16 protein-coding genes are annotated in these 16,830 nt (G+C 43.2%); 5 read left to right on the plus strand and 11 right to left on the minus strand.

Features of this window, described 5'->3' with window-relative positions; genetic code table 11:
- Positions 1-13: 13 nt before the first annotated feature.
- The 4 genes from fabD to HPE56_RS10710 all read right to left on the minus strand — a co-directional run bounded on the left by fabD (position 14) and on the right by HPE56_RS10710 (position 4,577).
- Positions 14-898, minus strand: a complete 885-nt coding sequence (gene fabD / locus HPE56_RS10695) for an ACP S-malonyltransferase (RefSeq protein WP_188243754.1) — start codon at positions 896-898, stop codon at positions 14-16.
- A 200-nt stretch (positions 899-1,098) separates the two neighbouring features.
- Positions 1,099-1,614 carry a gamma carbonic anhydrase family protein gene (locus tag HPE56_RS10700; protein WP_188243755.1) on the minus strand — a complete coding sequence of 172 codons (516 nt, stop codon included), beginning with the start codon at positions 1,612-1,614 and terminating at the stop codon, positions 1,099-1,101.
- 27 nt (positions 1,615-1,641) lie between these two features.
- Entirely contained in the window at positions 1,642-2,370 is a 729-nt protein-coding gene (locus HPE56_RS10705) for a LytR/AlgR family response regulator transcription factor (RefSeq protein ID WP_188243756.1), read from the minus strand.
- On the minus strand, positions 2,367-4,577 hold the full coding sequence (locus HPE56_RS10710) for a tetratricopeptide repeat-containing sensor histidine kinase (protein WP_188243757.1): 2,211 nt from the start codon (positions 4,575-4,577) through the stop codon (positions 2,367-2,369). Before HPE56_RS10710 ends, HPE56_RS10705 begins: the two co-directional genes overlap by 4 nt.
- Before the next feature lie 207 nt (positions 4,578-4,784).
- Here HPE56_RS10710 and HPE56_RS10715 point away from each other — a divergent pair, with 207 nt between their 5' ends.
- Both HPE56_RS10715 and HPE56_RS10720 read left to right on the plus strand, forming a co-directional pair.
- A complete protein-coding gene (locus HPE56_RS10715; RefSeq protein ID WP_188243758.1) occupies positions 4,785-5,639 on the plus strand; it encodes a DUF4349 domain-containing protein in 855 nt (284 codons plus the stop codon).
- A gap of 11 nt (positions 5,640-5,650) precedes the next feature.
- The gene (locus HPE56_RS10720) at positions 5,651-6,835 is read left to right on the plus strand and encodes a vWA domain-containing protein (RefSeq protein ID WP_188243759.1); all 1,185 of its coding nucleotides are present in this window, start codon (positions 5,651-5,653) and stop codon (positions 6,833-6,835) included.
- A 74-nt stretch (positions 6,836-6,909) separates the two neighbouring features.
- On the opposite strand, the gene HPE56_RS10725 is transcribed toward HPE56_RS10720, so the two are convergent.
- Positions 6,910-7,902 (minus strand): PorP/SprF family type IX secretion system membrane protein, encoded by a 993-nt coding sequence (locus HPE56_RS10725; RefSeq protein ID WP_188243956.1) that lies wholly within the window; start codon positions 7,900-7,902, stop codon positions 6,910-6,912.
- 122 nt (positions 7,903-8,024) lie between these two features.
- On the opposite strand from HPE56_RS10725, the gene HPE56_RS10730 reads away from it, so the two are divergent.
- From HPE56_RS10730 to HPE56_RS10740, 3 genes are all read left to right on the plus strand, one after another.
- Positions 8,025-8,933, plus strand: a complete 909-nt coding sequence (locus HPE56_RS10730; RefSeq protein ID WP_188243760.1) for a NifU family protein — start codon at positions 8,025-8,027, stop codon at positions 8,931-8,933.
- A gap of 71 nt (positions 8,934-9,004) precedes the next feature.
- Positions 9,005-9,205, plus strand: a complete 201-nt coding sequence (locus HPE56_RS10735; protein WP_188243761.1) for a dodecin family protein — start codon at positions 9,005-9,007, stop codon at positions 9,203-9,205.
- Between the two features lie 179 nt (positions 9,206-9,384).
- Positions 9,385-10,221, plus strand: coding sequence for a mechanosensitive ion channel family protein (locus tag HPE56_RS10740; protein WP_188243762.1), 837 nt, complete (start codon positions 9,385-9,387; stop codon positions 10,219-10,221).
- On the opposite strand, the gene tsaB is transcribed toward HPE56_RS10740, so the two are convergent.
- The 6 genes from tsaB to HPE56_RS10770 form a co-directional block, all read right to left on the minus strand.
- Positions 10,218-10,892, minus strand: a complete 675-nt coding sequence (gene tsaB, locus HPE56_RS10745) for a tRNA (adenosine(37)-N6)-threonylcarbamoyltransferase complex dimerization subunit type 1 TsaB (protein ID WP_188243763.1) — start codon at positions 10,890-10,892, stop codon at positions 10,218-10,220. The two genes, HPE56_RS10740 and tsaB, sit on opposite strands and share 4 nt — an antisense overlap.
- Before the next feature lie 88 nt (positions 10,893-10,980).
- Positions 10,981-12,330: a TolC family protein gene (locus HPE56_RS10750; protein WP_188243764.1), complete on the minus strand. Its 1,350-nt coding sequence runs from the start codon at positions 12,328-12,330 to the stop codon at positions 10,981-10,983.
- Between the two features lie 30 nt (positions 12,331-12,360).
- Entirely contained in the window at positions 12,361-13,509 is a 1,149-nt protein-coding gene (locus HPE56_RS10755) for an efflux RND transporter periplasmic adaptor subunit (protein WP_188243765.1), read from the minus strand.
- Between the two features lie 42 nt (positions 13,510-13,551).
- Positions 13,552-14,814: an ABC transporter permease gene (locus tag HPE56_RS10760; RefSeq protein ID WP_188243766.1), complete on the minus strand. Its 1,263-nt coding sequence runs from the start codon at positions 14,812-14,814 to the stop codon at positions 13,552-13,554.
- Between the two features lies 1 nt (position 14,815).
- On the minus strand, positions 14,816-16,045 hold the full coding sequence (locus HPE56_RS10765) for an ABC transporter permease (protein ID WP_188243767.1): 1,230 nt from the start codon (positions 16,043-16,045) through the stop codon (positions 14,816-14,818).
- Positions 16,038-16,739, minus strand: a complete 702-nt coding sequence (locus HPE56_RS10770) for an ABC transporter ATP-binding protein (protein WP_188243768.1) — start codon at positions 16,737-16,739, stop codon at positions 16,038-16,040. Before HPE56_RS10770 ends, HPE56_RS10765 begins: the two co-directional genes overlap by 8 nt.
- Between the last annotated feature and the right edge of the window lie 91 nt (positions 16,740-16,830).

Raw genomic sequence — 16,830 nt, forward strand, 5'->3', positions numbered from 1 at the left:
GGGTCAAGACCCCTTAGGATACCTCTGCCGAAACGGCCTCAACCGTGGGTTCAATTTTCTTGACCAAGCCTTGTAATACCTTACCGGGACCTACTTCCGTAAACAATGTAGCCCCATCCTTTACCATATTTCGCACACTCTGCGTCCATTTTACGGGGGAAGTCAATTGGGAGATCAAATTCTTTTTAATTTCAGCAGGATCCGTCACCGCCATGGTCGTTACATTTTGGTAAATCGGGCATGTTGGCGCTGAAAATTCAGTGGCCTCGATGGCCGCAGCCAATTGTTCCTCAGCCGGCTTCATCAAAGGCGAATGGAAGGCCCCTCCCACAGGAAGCACCATGGCCCTACGGGCACCCGCGGCCTTCAAACTTTCACAGGCGGCGTTAATGGCATCCACTTCCCCGGAAATCACCAATTGTCCAGGGCAATTATAATTTGCCGCTACCACAATCCCTTCGGTCTCCCCACAGATTTTTTCAACCACCTCATCTTCCAACCGCAATACGGCCGCCATGGTTCCCGGTTGCAACTCACAGGCCTTCTGCATGGCCAAAGCCCTTTGTGAGACCAATTTCAATCCGTCTTCAAAATTCAAAACCCCGTTGGCCACCAAGGCTGAAAATTCCCCTAGGGAATGTCCCGCAACCATTTCAGGTTTAAAGGCATCACCCATAACCTTACTCAAAATCACCGAATGGAGAAATATGGCAGGCTGGGTTACCTTGGTTTGTTTTAGATCCTCGTTCGTACCTTCGAACATGATATCGGTAATTGGAAAACCCAAGATCTTATTGGCACTTTCGAACATCTTTTGTGCCAATGGGTATTTTTCATAAAGATCCAATCCCATTCCTACGAATTGGGCTCCTTGACCGGGAAATATATATGCATTCATAATTTTAAATTTTGGTTAGCAAAAATAGGGAATATTCTCGCACAGACGACAGTACGACACAAAAATACCCTTCCTTGGCCGTCAGCCATAAAAAAGCCATTGCTTTGAAAACAAACCAATTACAACAAATTAATCCGTGGTGACCAAATCCAATACTTCAGCTTTTGGAAACGTCCCCAAACCGAATAACGGGATAAGGACTACTCCTCCTTAAACCAACTGGAGTATTTTATATAGGCATTGGCAATCCTATCGATCTCGCCCTTGCTCAATTCCGGACTGATATCCTTTATTTTTTTTGCGGGCATACCGGCGAAGATAGAACCTTCGGGTACGTGGGTACCTTTGGTCAATACGGCCCCGGCCGCAATGATACTATTGCTTTCGACCACGCAATCATCCATGATGATGCTTCCCATCCCTACTAGAACATTATCCTTGATGGTACATCCGTGCACCAGTGCATTATGCCCTATGGAAACGTTATTCCCAATGGTGGTGGGTGATTTCTCGTACGTACAATGTACCACGGCACCATCCTGAACATTCACCTTATTTCCCATTTTGATAAAATGCACATCGCCCCTAAGGACGGCATTGAACCAAACACTACATTGATTGCCCATGGTTACTTCGCCCACAATGGTGGCATTTTCAGCTATAAAACAATCTTCTCCTATTATTGGGGTTTTCCCCCTAACCGATTTCATTAACATTGGTTGTATCGTATTTTATTTTGTAGTTCAAAAATACGCCAATAATTCCTTCTTTTTGGATGCGGAAACCAAAAGTTCCCTCCCATTTGATACGACCACACTGCCCCCTTTTCCTTTTTTGTATTTCACGACCTCATTCACATTCACCAGATACGATTTATGGATACGTGCAAAGGGAAACCCGGAAAGTGCCTCCTCAAAATACTTAAGGGTCTTACTCACCAAGATCTTCTTGTTTTCCAAATGGATTTCGGTATAATTATCATCGGCTTTGCAATAGAAGATCTCGCTGACATTGAGCACCTGGAAACCGTCTTGCTGGGGAATGGTGATCTTTCCCTCCACACCCGGCAATTGGGCATTCAACACCTTATTCTCCAAGTCCGTCTCCTTGGTCTTGATTTCGGAGACATAGTCCACCGCCTTGATCAATTCATCGATATTGATGGGTTTCATCAAATAGTAGGCCGCATGGTTGTTCAGGGCATCCATGGCGTATTGATTGTAGGCCGTGACAAAGACCGTTTCAAATTCCCTATCCGGCAATTGGTCCAGAAGGTCGAAGGCATTGCCATAGGGCATTTCAACATCGAGAAAAACCAGGTCCAACGCATTGTTTTCGATAAAATCCCGTGCTTCCTTTATTGAGGCGGCTTCCCCTAGGACCGTAACGTTTTCACAATATTTCGACACATAGTTTTGAAGTATCTCCCTACTATTGGCCTCATCCTCTACAATAAGCGCTTTTAATTTCATGTATCCTTTTTTAACGTGAAGAGGACCTTGGTTCCACTACCATCTTTACTTAAATCGGTGATATGAACGTCTACCTTGTCCTTGTACATTTCATTGAGGATGGCAATTCGTTTACTGATATTGCCCATTCCCTTTGATTTTTGTTTTTTCTGGTTTTGGGTCTTCAAGGCAGCGGATTTCTTTCTTCCGATACCATTGTCCTCAATACTGATCCGAATGGAATTCTTATCTATGTTTTCCAAATGGATGCGCAAGCTGCCTTTGTCCTCCTTGTAGCGCAGACCGTGCCATATTGCATTTTCGATATAGGGCTGTAAGAGCATAGGCGGAATTTGATAGCTTTCCAAATCAATATCCCGATCCACATCCAAGGTATAATCGAACTTATCGGGAAAACGGGAATGCTCCAATTTTACATAGAGCCGCAACAATTCCAATTCCTTGGTCAGGGGAATGAAATCTTCCTCGGAATTCTCCAATACCGTCCGCATCAGGGTTGAAAAATCACTCAAAAACCTGTTGGCGCTACGCTCATCACTCTTGGCGATATAACTGTTCACCGAGTTTAAAGCATTGAAGATAAAATGCGGGTTCATTTGGGAACGCAAGGACTTTAAGGCCAGAAGGTTATTGGCCAATTTTTGTTGCTGGTTGCTCCGGTAGAAAAAGAAGGCCGCCACCCCCAATAACAACATTCCAAAAAGCAGGGAATAGATCACCCAATTTTTTCTCTTGTTACTTTCCTCCTGCAATTGTTGATCGGTAATCGCCAGGTCGTACTTGCTCTGTGACAATTGCCGTTCTTGTTCCAAGCCATCGATACGGCTCTGTTTCGACGAAATTTCGCGATTGAGTCGCGCAGCACGGGAAATTTCCTGTTCTTTTCGGATGTAGAGGGTATCGACCACGGCCACATAGTCTTGATAGGTCTCCAAGGCCTTATTGAACTCCCCCTTGTACTCATAGGCCTCTGACAACTTTCGCGTGGCATCCTTTTGAATGATCAAATCGTCCTCACTGTCGGCCTCCACGATACTCTTTTGTAAATAGGGAATGGCCTCATCATAATTTTCCTGGGCGATATAGGCGTTTGCGATCTTGTAATTGATCCGTTGGGAGGTAATGGAGTCAAGGGATTCCGGTTTATCGAGACTCACTTTGGCCCGGGCCGGTAATTCCCCGAGTTCGTTCAGACTCTCTTTACGCAATTGGATTTCCTCATCGAACCGGTTCTTCTTATTGTAAAAGTCAGCCACTTTCTCCTTTTCCTGTATTGATCGTTGGGGCGCCTGACGTTTGGCCAATTGCAATGAATTGGAATAATACCCCTCTGCCTCGATATTCCGATTGCCTTTTACATAGGCATCGGCGATCCTCGAGTTCAGATCGGTCACTTTGGGGGCTATCTGGTTTTTCTCGGCGATGGTCAACCCTTCCGAATAAAATGCCACGGCCTTATCGATATTCCCCATGCCCAAATAGGCATCCCCCAAATATTCATAGAGTTCCACTTTTTGGAATGGAACCATTTTATTGATCTTTGTCAAGGGCAACAAGGTTTGCTCTGCCTCCCCGAAATCCTTATTGGCCACATAAGCCTTGCCCAATAAAAAAATGGTTCTAGTTGTGGATTGGGCATCTAGGGCATCGGACAAGTTGGTAATGGCCAGGTCGTATTGCTTATGATAGAGATACACCTCGCCGAGAACCGTCAAAGACCGTGAAAGCTCCCCTTTATCGGCCCTTGGCCCTAAGTGTGTGATTGACTTTGTAATGTAGTCAATACTTTTTTCAATATCGTTCTTCTTAAAGTAATTGGCAGAGTCTAGATATAGCGCGTGTAGCGACAAGCGGTCAAGGGAACTTTTACTTCCTCTAAAACTACCGTTGCTTTTAGCTACATACCCCTTGACTTTCACATCAACATCCTCATTGCTTCGAATCCGGTGACGCACCGTTTCAAAATGCGGGCTTTGGAAGGTGAGTTCCTCCCCGATGTACGCATCAATCTTAAATTCACCAAAGCTATTGGTCAAGGTATAGGATCCTGAATCTGTGGAAACCCCAACACCGGAGATCGGCGAATCGTTCTCCATTCCTTTCACCGTTCCCTTGATCTCGACCTTGGCCTGTGCCATCAAAACCTGTGGGAGACAGGATAACGCCCCTATGAGCAGTAGCAGTATGATGTGGTTTATTCTTTTCATTATTCCTTAAACACAACGTAAACTTAGCTGATTTATGCGGCAATAAAAAATGCCTAAACAGCCAAAATAGGCAATAAGATAGCCTTAATGTGGACTTTACAGAACCAAAGGGACGCTTTACTCATTGAACAGGGGCTTTGCCTCATTCCTTGTTTTTTCGCAAAAAGCCTAGAGATACATTTACCCAGTACAATGAAACCACTGGACATGAAAACAACACGAAAGCTTAAAGTTAAAAAAACAGTATTTATCCTTTGCATAGGGTTCTTCGCCCTCTTTGCCTATCGGTTGGCGACAGCAGGGAAAGAAACACCTACACCGGGACCGTTTATCCATCAACCCGAAGTTTCGGAATCCAATCTAGATATCCGCAAGAACTATGCGACCATAAAACACAAGGTACAATCCGGACAGGCCCCCATGCGTATCGATCAGAAATACGAAAAAATCGCCGATATCAAATCGTCTACCAATCGGTTCGATTTGAATGAACAACGGATCAGGAAACAGATTTTGGATTTTAACGGACTCATACAGTTCGAGAACAAAAATGGGAACACTGGTTTCCGCAACCTGAACCTGGTCATTGGGGTACCTCCCAAGCATTTTGATTCGATGTATCAGCGACTTATCGAAATTGGCACCGTACAGGCCAAGCAAATTACCAAAAAAGACAAAACCAATGAATACAAGGAACTCCGCGCCAAAAAACTATCGCTAGAAAAAATCAGAAGTTCCCTGATCGCCCTTAAGGGGGAAGGGGGCCGTATTGAGGAATACATGCAACTTGAAAACAGGATCCTTGAGATCGAACAACAATTGCAAGACCTCGGGGTGAGCTTGGGGAACTTTGATGAGGAAAATGAATTCTGCACCGTTAAACTCTCACTTTCCGAGGTCCAAGTACATCAGATGGATTTATTTGAAAGGATAACGTCGGCCATAATGTGGACCCTCGCGACCTACCTTAAACTTATGCTAACCTTAACCCTAATGGCAGGTTTCGCTTACTTGACCGTAGCTGCCATAGAAAAATTCCGTCAAGGAAAAACAACAAAATAAAAACAACTATTATGAAAAATCTACATCGAATTCTAGGAATGTGCTTATTGGCAACAACGATCCATACGGCCTATGGCTGTGAATTAAGTCCAAAAAACACGAAAAGCAATGCTGTTATAGCCGAAGCCATTGTTCCTGGGGAAAATGAAAAATCAGATAACAACACGGTCAAAATCGCTTTGTTATTGGACACCAGCAACAGTATGGACGGGTTGATCAACCAAGCCAAATCGCAACTTTGGGATATTGTAAACAAGTTTACCCATGCCAAATGCGGCAACGACATACGCCCTAAATTGGAGATAGCCCTATATCAGTACGGCAATGACAATCTATCATCCCGAGAAGGGTACATTCAGCAGGTCCTGGATTTTAGCAGTGATCTTGATGAAATCTCTGAAAAACTATTTTCATTGACCACCAATGGAGGTGAGGAATTCTGTGGACAGGTCATTCAAACCTCATTGAAGCAATTGGACTGGGGGAAGAACCCTGACCATTTGAAGATGATCTTTATTGCCGGCAACGAACCCTTTACCCAAGGAAAATTGAATTATAAGGATGCTGTTGCCAATGCCAACGAAAAGCAGGTGGTTGTGAACACCATATTCTGTGGCAACTATGAACAAGGCATAAATTCGGCCTGGAAAAAAGGGGCCACCATGACCGGAGGGGAATATTTAGCCATAGACCACAACAAGCGTGTCGTACATATCGACACCCCTTATGATGACATCATCATTAAATTGAATGGCAAATTGAATACAACCTACATCTCGTACGGAAGTCTCGGCGCCTCCAAAATGGCCATGCAGGCAGAACAGGATGCCAATGCCGAGGCATTGGAGGAAGTGGTAATCGTGAAAAGGGCCGTAAGTAAAAGCTCCAGGATGTATAACAACGCATCGTGGGATTTGGTCGATGCGGTGGAAGACGAGGATTTTAATGTTGCGGCCATCGAAAAAGAACAATTACCCCAAGAACTGCAGAATAAATCAACAGCGGAAATAGAAGATTATATCGAAACAAAAAAGTCGGAGCGTGCCGGTATCCAAAAAGAGATACAGGAACTCAATGCAAAACGGGATGCATACATTGCCAAAAACCAAAAGGAAAACACCGCTGGCGAATTGGAGAACGCCATGTTGGAAGCCATAAAAAAGCAAGCTGAAAAGAAAAACTATAGGTGGGATTAACAGACCCTAACGGGCTTTACATCAAACGCTATATACCCTTACATGGGTATGTGGCGTTTTTGTGTTTGGGAAACCTATTGCGCAGCAGGGCAATAACAATCGTATCTACGTTCCGATTGCCCAAAATCGTACCCCACGGTAATCTGATGGAATCCTCCGTTATCAAAACGCACATCCCCCATTTGATAGGAGTAATTATAGGAAACCATAAAATTTTTGAAGTTCGCACCTATAATCGGGGTTATCAATTGCAGTCGTTGTTCCCCAAAGGAACCATCGACCAAGAACTGTGCCCCGTCGAAACTTCTTCTATAGGATAAACCACCCCAAATTCTACCAAAATCAACATCCTTATACACCTTGGCATTGATATCCATGGTCTTTTCTTCCGTAAATTCGGTAAGTTGAAAAAGAACAGACGGTTCGTATTGCCATTCGCTCTTTCCAAAAACATATCCTGCCGATATCAGATATCGTCTTAGGTTATCAAATTCAATGGCCGAATACAGATCCCTTCCGCTACCCAAGGCATTCAATACGGAAAAATGCGCATAAAAGTCCATTAAACTATACGACATCCCTAAATCCACATTAAAATAACTGACACTATTATTACCTCCGGTTATAACCGGATCGGGAATAACGGAACGAAATTCGGATTCATCCAGACTACTTTGTAGCAATCCACCACTGATACCGAAAGACAATTGGTTTAAATAGCGCACATCGCCACCCAGTTTTAAGTGATGCGCATAGGTAAGCTTTAGACCCGTTTGGGAATGATATCCATTGGCGTCGTTAAAAAATATGGCCCCCACACCGCTTGGTCCGTCACCAAGTCGAAAATTGGCACTCAGTGTTTGTAGGTTCGGGGCTTCATCCACAGAAAACCATTGTTTCCTAATCGTCCCCCTAATCTTACCACCTTCCCCTATACCCGCCATTGAAGGATAAACCAGATAATAGTTATCGGACAGATAATCAAAATATACGGGAATGCCTTCTTGGGCCAAAGACCTAAAGCCAAAAGCCAAAAAAACAAAGATTAGCAGCAAGCGAAATTTCATATAGATACTGGGGATTTCCAATTTAATATCGACCAAACATAACATATAACGGTTGAATCGCAACATTATTATATTTCGACAAAGTACGAATAAGTTCGTACTTTTGCCGAAAACATAATTATATGAAGTCGTACTCAATAGCTGTAAAACAAACGAACAACCCTGCGGTTGTAAAATTTGAGACCAACCATTTCATTACCAAAAACAATAATTACGAGTTTAAAAATATAGATGAGGCCAAAAAATCACCCCTGGCCCAACAGTTATTCCATCTTCCTTTTATCAAAACCGTTTACATTTCGGGTAATTTCATAGGATTGGAACGCTTTAATATCATCGAATGGGCCGATGTCCAGGATGAAGTCGCACAGCAATTGGCCGACTACCTGAATTCCGGGGAGCCTGTTGTCATCGAAGATGACACGACCAACACCAATAAAGTACCCATTACCGTTTATGCCGAAGTGACACCAAACCCATCGGTCATGAAATTTGTCTGTAACATGCGGATTGTACCGGCCACTTTCGAATTCAAGAACATCGATGAGGCCAAAGACTCTAAATTGGCGAAACAGCTCTTCCAATTTCCTTTTGTAAAAGAAGTATTCTTGGATGAGAATTACGTTTCCGTAAGCAAGTATGATGTTGCCGAATGGGATGACATTACGATGGAGCTACGTGAAATGATCCGGGAATTCATAGCCAATGGCAATGAGGTGATTTCGGAAAATAGCATTGCTGTTTCCAAGGCAGAGACCGCAAAAGCCGATGCCCTTCCCGATTTCTTGGACGACACATCCAAACAGATCATCGACATATTGGAAGAATATGTAAAACCTGCGGTAGCCAGTGATGGTGGCAACATCCTTTTCCAATCCTATGAATCGGAAACCAAAACCGTCAATGTAATCCTTCAGGGGGCCTGTAGTGGATGCCCCTCATCAACCTATACCCTAAAGAATGGCATAGAAACCATGCTTAAGAATATGATGGGTGACAAGGTCAATGAGGTTGTTGCCTTAAACGGTTGATTTTCATGTTTTGCATTAGCCTTTCTTCTTTTAATTCGTTAACTTGAAGGAAACAATAAAAAACACTAATTATGTCAGTTTTAAAAGTTATCGAAGTATTGGCCAATTCTGAGAAGAGTTGGGAAGATGCCACAAAAAAAGCAGTAGCGGAAGCCTCTAAAAGCGTTAAGAACATTCGTTCCGTATACGTTCAAGAACAAAGTGCCAGCGTAAAAGATGGTGAGATATCCGATTTTCGCGTTAATGTAAAGATCACTTTCGAGGTTAAATAACCCTTGCTTGAATCGAATACCAAAGCGTCCTTTTCGGGCGCTTTTTTTGTGGTATACGTTATCGACCCCTTGCCAAGGATTGCACCATTGCCATAATCCTCCAAGATTAACAATTGTTTAGTGCTTATAATTTGATAGGGGAATGGAATTTTATTTTTTTTGCACAAAAACCATATCACGTGAATATACTTAACGATTACGAAGAAAGTATTACAAAAGCCCAGGAATGGCTGTGGGAAATTCTTCCAGGACTGGTCACTTCCATAGTTACAGCCGTCCTTATTTTAGTAGTTGGGCTATGGATCATTAGATTAATCAATAAAATGGTCAGGAAGTTCTTCCTTAAGGCGGATTACGACCCCTCTCTGGAAACTTTCCTGCAAAGTTTTATCAGTATTGGTCTAAAAATAATGCTTTTTGTATTGGTAATCACCCAATTGGGTGTACACTCCTCTTCGTTAGTCGCAATTATTGGCGCGGGCGGACTGGCCATTGGATTAGCCCTTCAGGGTTCCCTGGCCAATTTTGCGGGCGGGGTACTTATTCTGGTCTTTAAACCCTTCAAGGTGGGTGATTTTATCTCCGCCCAGGGTATCGATGGCACGGTTAGGGAAATCACTATTTTCACCACCAAATTAAGCACCTTTGGCAATCAAATCGCCATAATTCCCAACGGACAACTATCCAACAACAACATCATTAATTATAACGCCCAAAATACCAGAAGGGATAAAATAACGGTGGGAATAGGATATGACTCCAACATAAAACAAGCAAAAGATATTTTACTTGAAATATGCGCAGAAAACAAGGATATTATGGAAGATCCCGCGCCGGAAGTCTATGTTGAGGCATTGGCCGACAGCTCCGTTAACCTCTCCCTGCGTTTTTGGGCAGAAAACGACGTATTCTGGGCAGCGCATTTCCATGTAATGGAAGAATTGAAAAATAGGTTGGACGCGGCTGGAATAGAAATCCCCTTTCCACAAAGGGTTATACACCAAAAGCAGTCCTAGGGCTTTTTGCGTTGCATCATGAAATCCTTTAGATAATAAGGCTCAAAATAGGCTACATCCTCAAAGTCTTTTTCCTGATACTTCCTAAAGGACAATATCCCCATCTCACGAGCAGAGGGGACAACCGCTGTATTGTAGGTCACATTTTCGTGTTCTATGACTCCCATACATTTTTCAGCCCCACTGCCCAATAAAAGCACCTTACCTTTACTTGCGTACTCTTGGAAGGAATCCTCATCAATGATTTCCGCCTTCGTCTCACGCACTTCCATCAAATCCTTATCAAAAACCATGGAGTACACTTCCATTCTACGGGCATCCAACAATGGGACGATAAAATCAATTTCGGAAGCCTTGGCCTGTTCCGCCATACTTCGGAGGGTAGGCACCGAAATCAAGGGTAAATCCAAGGCATAACACAACCCTTTTGCTGCGGATACGCCAATACGCAATCCTGTATAGGAGCCGGGGCCTTTACTCACAGCAACCGCATCAAGATCATCCTTGCCCAAGGAGGCTTCCCGCAGCACCTCTTCAACAAAGACATGCAATTGTTCGGAATGGGAAAAATTAGGCGTATTGTGTTCCTTAATCGCTACTACGTCCCCATCTTTCGCTATGGAAACAGAGCAATTGGTCGTAGCGGTCTCTAAATTCAGTATCAAAGCCATAGCTTGCAAAGATAGACCTAATGCCCTAAATATAAAAAGGCCCATTACGAATTCCAGTAATGGGCCTTTACTTATTCCAACAAAGCTTTTAATTCAATGTAAGTGGTATGCCAAAATAGAATTCTAGGATCTTCAACCTGAAAATATAGGCATATTTCGTCCGTACCACATCGGCTTCCGCATTATCGACCCTGGATTGTGCCTGGCTGTAGTTAAAGGAGTTCATCAACCCCACATCAAAACGTTCCTTGGCATAGTCATAAGCCAATCTTCTCGCTGCCAATGTTTTTTCGGCAGCCTCGTAAGACTTAGAAAAGGTAGTAACATCCACATAGGCCTGATTTATGCGCGTCTCCAGATCTAATTTGTCCTGTTCGAACTGTAGTTTGGATTTCTCCAAACTAATTCTAGACCTGCTTACATTATTTCGTGTGCTCCATCCGTTAAAAATAGGGATGTTCAATTGAGCCCCATAGGAAATACCATCGAAAATCCACAATTGATCCTTAAACCCAGGAGTATACGGCACCCCGTTACTGTCAGGAATTGCGGTAACATCGGAATATCTTGTCCCGTACTGTAAGAACCCCGACAAGGTTGGAGCGTAGGCCCCTTTGGCAATCTCTAAATCCTTTTCTGCAAGCTCCACATTGGACTTGGAGAATTTAATGTCGTTCCGAAATTCCAAGGCCTTGGCAAATATGGTCTTCGGGGAATTATTCAATACTTCAGAAGGTGGAATTTCAAAGACTTCCTCTGCCACGTCAAAGTTTTCATAATCGGTAATCTGCAATAATTGCGCAAGGTTGATCCGTGAAATCAACACCAAACTCTCATTATTCACGATCTGTTGTTCCTGATTCGCCGCTGTGGCCTCAATCTCCAACAAATCCCCCTTGGCAACCACTCCGGATTCAACCAACTCCTTGGTCCGTTTTAAATCCTGTTCGGTAACCGCATATTGGGCCTTTGACACCTTTAGGGCCTCCTTGTTCGATAATATTTGAAGATAGGCATTGGCCACGTTCAATCGAATATCATCCTTTAAATTATCCAATCGATATTGACTGGATAACGCCGCCATTTTCGCCCTATTCAACCTTTTGATATTCCGTAACCCATCGTACAATGTAATGCCCGCACTTAAACTGGCGTTTACATTGAATGCCGTACTATTCGTAGGAAGGTTATTGGTCGGATTGATAGAAAAACCCGTATTACTCGATGCCGATGTCGATGCATTTAAACTTGGCAACAAACCGCCCAAGGCATCCTTTTCGTCTATCTTAACATTTTCGAGATCCAACTCATATTGTTCTACGGTCAAGTTGTTCTCAACGGCATAGGTAACACATTCTTCCAAGGTCCACTTTTTCTGCTGGGCCGTTGCCCATCCAACGGTAAATACCAGGAGTATAGCTGTTAGTTTGAATTTCATTTTATGATTTTTTGATTACTGATTGATGATTTATTCCTCACTTTCCTCGGAGTCTTCTTCTTCCTCCCCCTTTTTGATCGGTTCGGTCTTGTTCCATTGTTTTACTTCGTCATCTTTAGTGAGACCGGAAACGATTTCAACGTTTACCCCATCAGAAATCCCTATTTCAATATCCTTACGCTCGAACTTTTGGTCCTCCACATTTCCAACCGCTACCTCTACATAAGGCTTATCCGTTTTATTATCAAATTGTAACAAGGCCTCTGGAATGACCATAATACTATCTTTCTTTTCCAAGACCATCGATGCATTGGCGCTGTAACCCGCACGGATGAAAACATCGTCATCTACCTCGACATCCCCTTCGATCTTAAACTGTACGGCACCGGTTTCCTCGACGCCTTTAGGGGCAATAAAACGCAATTTCGCATCCAATTCCTTTCCTTCAATAGCACCAAGGCTTATTTTCAGTGGTGTTCCCAATTTCAGTTTCCCTACCTCTCCTTCATCTACCTTGCCCTCGAAGATCATCTTGGTCAAATCCGCAATGGTGGCAATGGTGGTACCGTCATTGAAGTTGTTACTTTGAATGACCTGAAACCCTTCCTCTACAGGAATCTCTAAAATAGTGCCATCAACTGTCGCCCTTATGTTCGTATTGGCGCTTGCCGAGCCTCCTGCAGAACCCCTTTTGATGATTTGGTAATCGCTTTGGGCATTGCTAAGCTCTTGTTTGGCTTGATCAAACTGTAATTGTATATTGTTGAAGTCTTGGTTCGATATGACCCCCTTCTCGAACAAGGCCTTATTCCTATTGTACTCAATGGTCACATTGTTCAACGCCAATTCGGCATTCCTCACCCGGCCACGAGCTTGGTTCAAAGACTGTTCATTCGGCACTACCTTGATCCTGGCAATCAAATCCCCAGATTTCACTTCAGCGCCTTCTTCCAAGAAGATTTTCTCTATAATTCCTGAAATCTGTGGTTTGATCTCAATCTCATCTTCGGGAACAACCTTTCCTGTAGCCACGGTTTTCTTTTCAATATTGGCAATGAACGGTTTCATGGTTTCATAGGTAACCGCGGATTTACTGTTGGATTTTATAAAAAATGCCGCAGCCCAAAGCGCTCCTAGCACTAAAAGTCCAATCAACGAATATTTTAAAATTTTGTTCATTTTAATAACTTTTTATTTATATACTGGTTTGTTGTTTATTTTCTATTCTTCACGCAAAGCATCAATGGGTTTAATGCTTACCGCCCGATGTGCCGGTATAAGCCCTATCAATGTCCCCAATACCACCATGATGGCCAGGGCTCCCAAAACATAAGGAATGGGCACCGTTGGATTGGTATATGGAAAATCCAGATCCTTTGTCATATTGTTGATTAGGCTCAACAGGCCTGCCCCGAGGATTACCCCAATAATTCCCGCCAAAACAGTCAAGAATACAGACTCCAGTATTATTTGGGACCTCACCTCATTAGGTGTTGCACCAAGAGCCCTTCGCACCCCTAATTCCTTGGTACGTTCCTTGACCGATATCAAAAGGATATTGCCAATACCGATTACCCCTGCCAAAATAGTGGCTATCCCAACGATTAGGGACACAAAGGTCAACCCCTTGGCAAAACCGGAAATCTTGGTGAACATTTCCCCTAGATTGAAGGAACCAAAGGCCCTATCATCATCTGGGGCCACCTTATGGATACTTTTCAAGATCGACTTTACATCCTTCTCAACCTGTACAACGTCCGCATCATCATAGGCGGCAATACACATATACCCAATATTATCCCCGGAATTGTACAATTTCCGATACGTGGAAAAGGGGATGAAAATATCTCCATCGTTATCAAAACTGACGCCTTGTGCCATTTTATGGACACCGATTACTTGAAAATACACACTACCGATCCGAATATACTGGCCTACCGGATTTTCATCTTTTTCAAATAATTCCTGTAAATTCCGTTCCCCTATCACGCAGACCTTCCGCGCCTGTCTGATGTCCTCATCATTGATAAACCTACCCCCATCGAATATTTTCTTGGTGGCGATTTTGGTATACACCGGATAATCGCCGTTTATGGTATACGTTCCTGATTTTTGACCACGAACCGTATAAATCGGATCGGAACCAAAATTGCCCAATGTAATTCGGGGTGCTATATATTGTATTTCGGGAATCCTGTTTTGCAATTCCGTTACATTATCCAACTTTAATTGCATTTGCCTACCGGTTTTAAATCCGCCATACGGCTTGCTCGTACTCTGCCCCCAAACGAACATACTGTTCATTGAGACTGTTTTGAACACCTTTTCAAAACCGTTGTCCATTCCTTTTGCGGCCCCGGAAAGACCTATATAGACAAAGATTCCCCACAGCACCCCAACCATGGTAATAATCGTTCTGGTCTTATTCTTTCCAATAGAACCAAAAATCTCCTGCCATGTATTTTTATCGAATAAGAATCCCATACTAATCGTCTCTTAATGCCACTATTGGTTTAATTCTTGAAGCACGCCTAGCGGGTATATACCCAGCAATCGCACCACATACGATCAACAAAATCGTCGCAAAAATCGCCAACCCTAAATTTATGTAAGGATTGGTAATAAAATAATCCTTCAATTTATCGCCCATGAAACTTAAAATCGCCATCCCTAAAATCATCCCGAACACCCCCGAAACAGTAGTTATAAAAGTTGACTCCAACAATATGGAACCAACCACCGCCCTAGGCGTGGCCCCTAGGGCCTTCCGGATTCCCAATTCCTTGGTCCGTTCCTTGACCACGAATACCATGATATTACTGATCCCTATGATTCCTGCCAAAATGGTTCCAAAGGCTATCGCCCCTCCTATAATGGCCAAAACACCCGCAAATTGCTGATTTTGTTCATATTGGTCCATCACATTCCGGATATAAATCCCATTTTGGTCCTTTGGACTTATGTACTTCTTTTCCCTAAGGAAATTATCGAGACTTTTATCAAAGGCCATGGCCCCTGCATAACCTATTTCCGGTTTAAACCCGACGACGATTTGGTTAACCTTGTCCGTATTCTTTTCGATCAATTGCCTTGTGGTGTACGGAATGTAAATCCTACGTTCCTCATCATCACCCCCATCATCCTGAAAAACACCGATAACCTTAAAAACGCTCCCTGAAATATCAATGTATTTGGCGATGGCATCCTCATTCCCAAACAAATCCTTCTCAACCAACCTTCCGATGACCGCATATTTAGCCTTCTTTTTGACATCCTCAAAATTGAGATAGCGGCCTTTCATAATAATGGTCTTCTCAGCAAATTGATAGGACTCACTTACGGCCCTGGTCGTATAATTATTGGATTCATTATTGTATTTCACCAGTCCACTACGATCGATTCTCGGAGAGACATATTGGACAAACATCGAGAAATTCTTACCAATATCGGCTAAATCGCTATTGTCAAATTCAATCTGTCGGTTTGATTTATAGCCTTTATACGGCATGGAAGTTCGTCCCGGAAAAATAAAGAAGGTATTGGTAGAGTCATCATTGAAAAACTCATCGAATGTGTTTTGGAGTCCGTTGGTCAAACCAACCAAAGAAACGAATATAAGAATACCCAAGGCTACGGTAAAGCCCGATAAGAACGTTCGTAATTTGTTCTTTTGGATCGTTTCGAATATTTCCTTCCAGCTATCCCTACTAAACATATTGCGAAGCCCTTACCTGAGTAACTTTCTCGTCCTTTTCGATAACCCCATCCTTTAAATGAATGATCCGCTTGCACATATGGGCAATATCATCCTCATGGGTCACCACCAAAATCGTATTTCCTTGGTCATTTATTTTTTGGATAAGATCCATCACCTCATACGAGGTCGTACTATCCAAAGCACCCGTAGGCTCATCGGCCAACAGCACTTTAGGTTCCGCTGCCATGGCCCGGGCAATGGCGACACGCTGTTTTTGACCTCCGGAAAGTTCACTGGGCAAATGGTGTGCCCACTCCTTTAGGCCCACTTGCTCCAAATACTTCATCGCCCTTACCTGACGCTCCTTTCTTGGAATCTTTTGATAATACAGGGGCAAGGCCACATTTTCCAAGGCACTTTTATAATTGATCAAGTTGAACGATTGAAAGATAAACCCCAAAAACTTATTGCGATATTTGGCGGCTTTGGTCTCATTTAGATTTTTAATGGGCACACCATCCAGGGTATAATCCCCTGAATCGGCCTCATCCAACATTCCCAGGATATTCAGCAAGGTTGATTTACCTGAACCTGAAGACCCCATGATCGCCACCAATTCACCTGCCTCTGCCGTAAAATTTATTCCTTTTAGTACATGAAGGGAATTGCTTCCCATTTTATAGGATTTATGAAGATCTTTTATTTCAATCATGTTGGTTTGTTTGTTGTTTGGAATTATCACTAATCGAATCCAAGGATATGACTTCGAAGTTGTTGAAATGTTACAACAACAACTCCAAATA

It is taken from the genome of Maribacter aquimaris (assembly GCF_014596745.1).
Taxonomy (GTDB): domain Bacteria; phylum Bacteroidota; class Bacteroidia; order Flavobacteriales; family Flavobacteriaceae; genus Maribacter_A; species Maribacter_A aquimaris.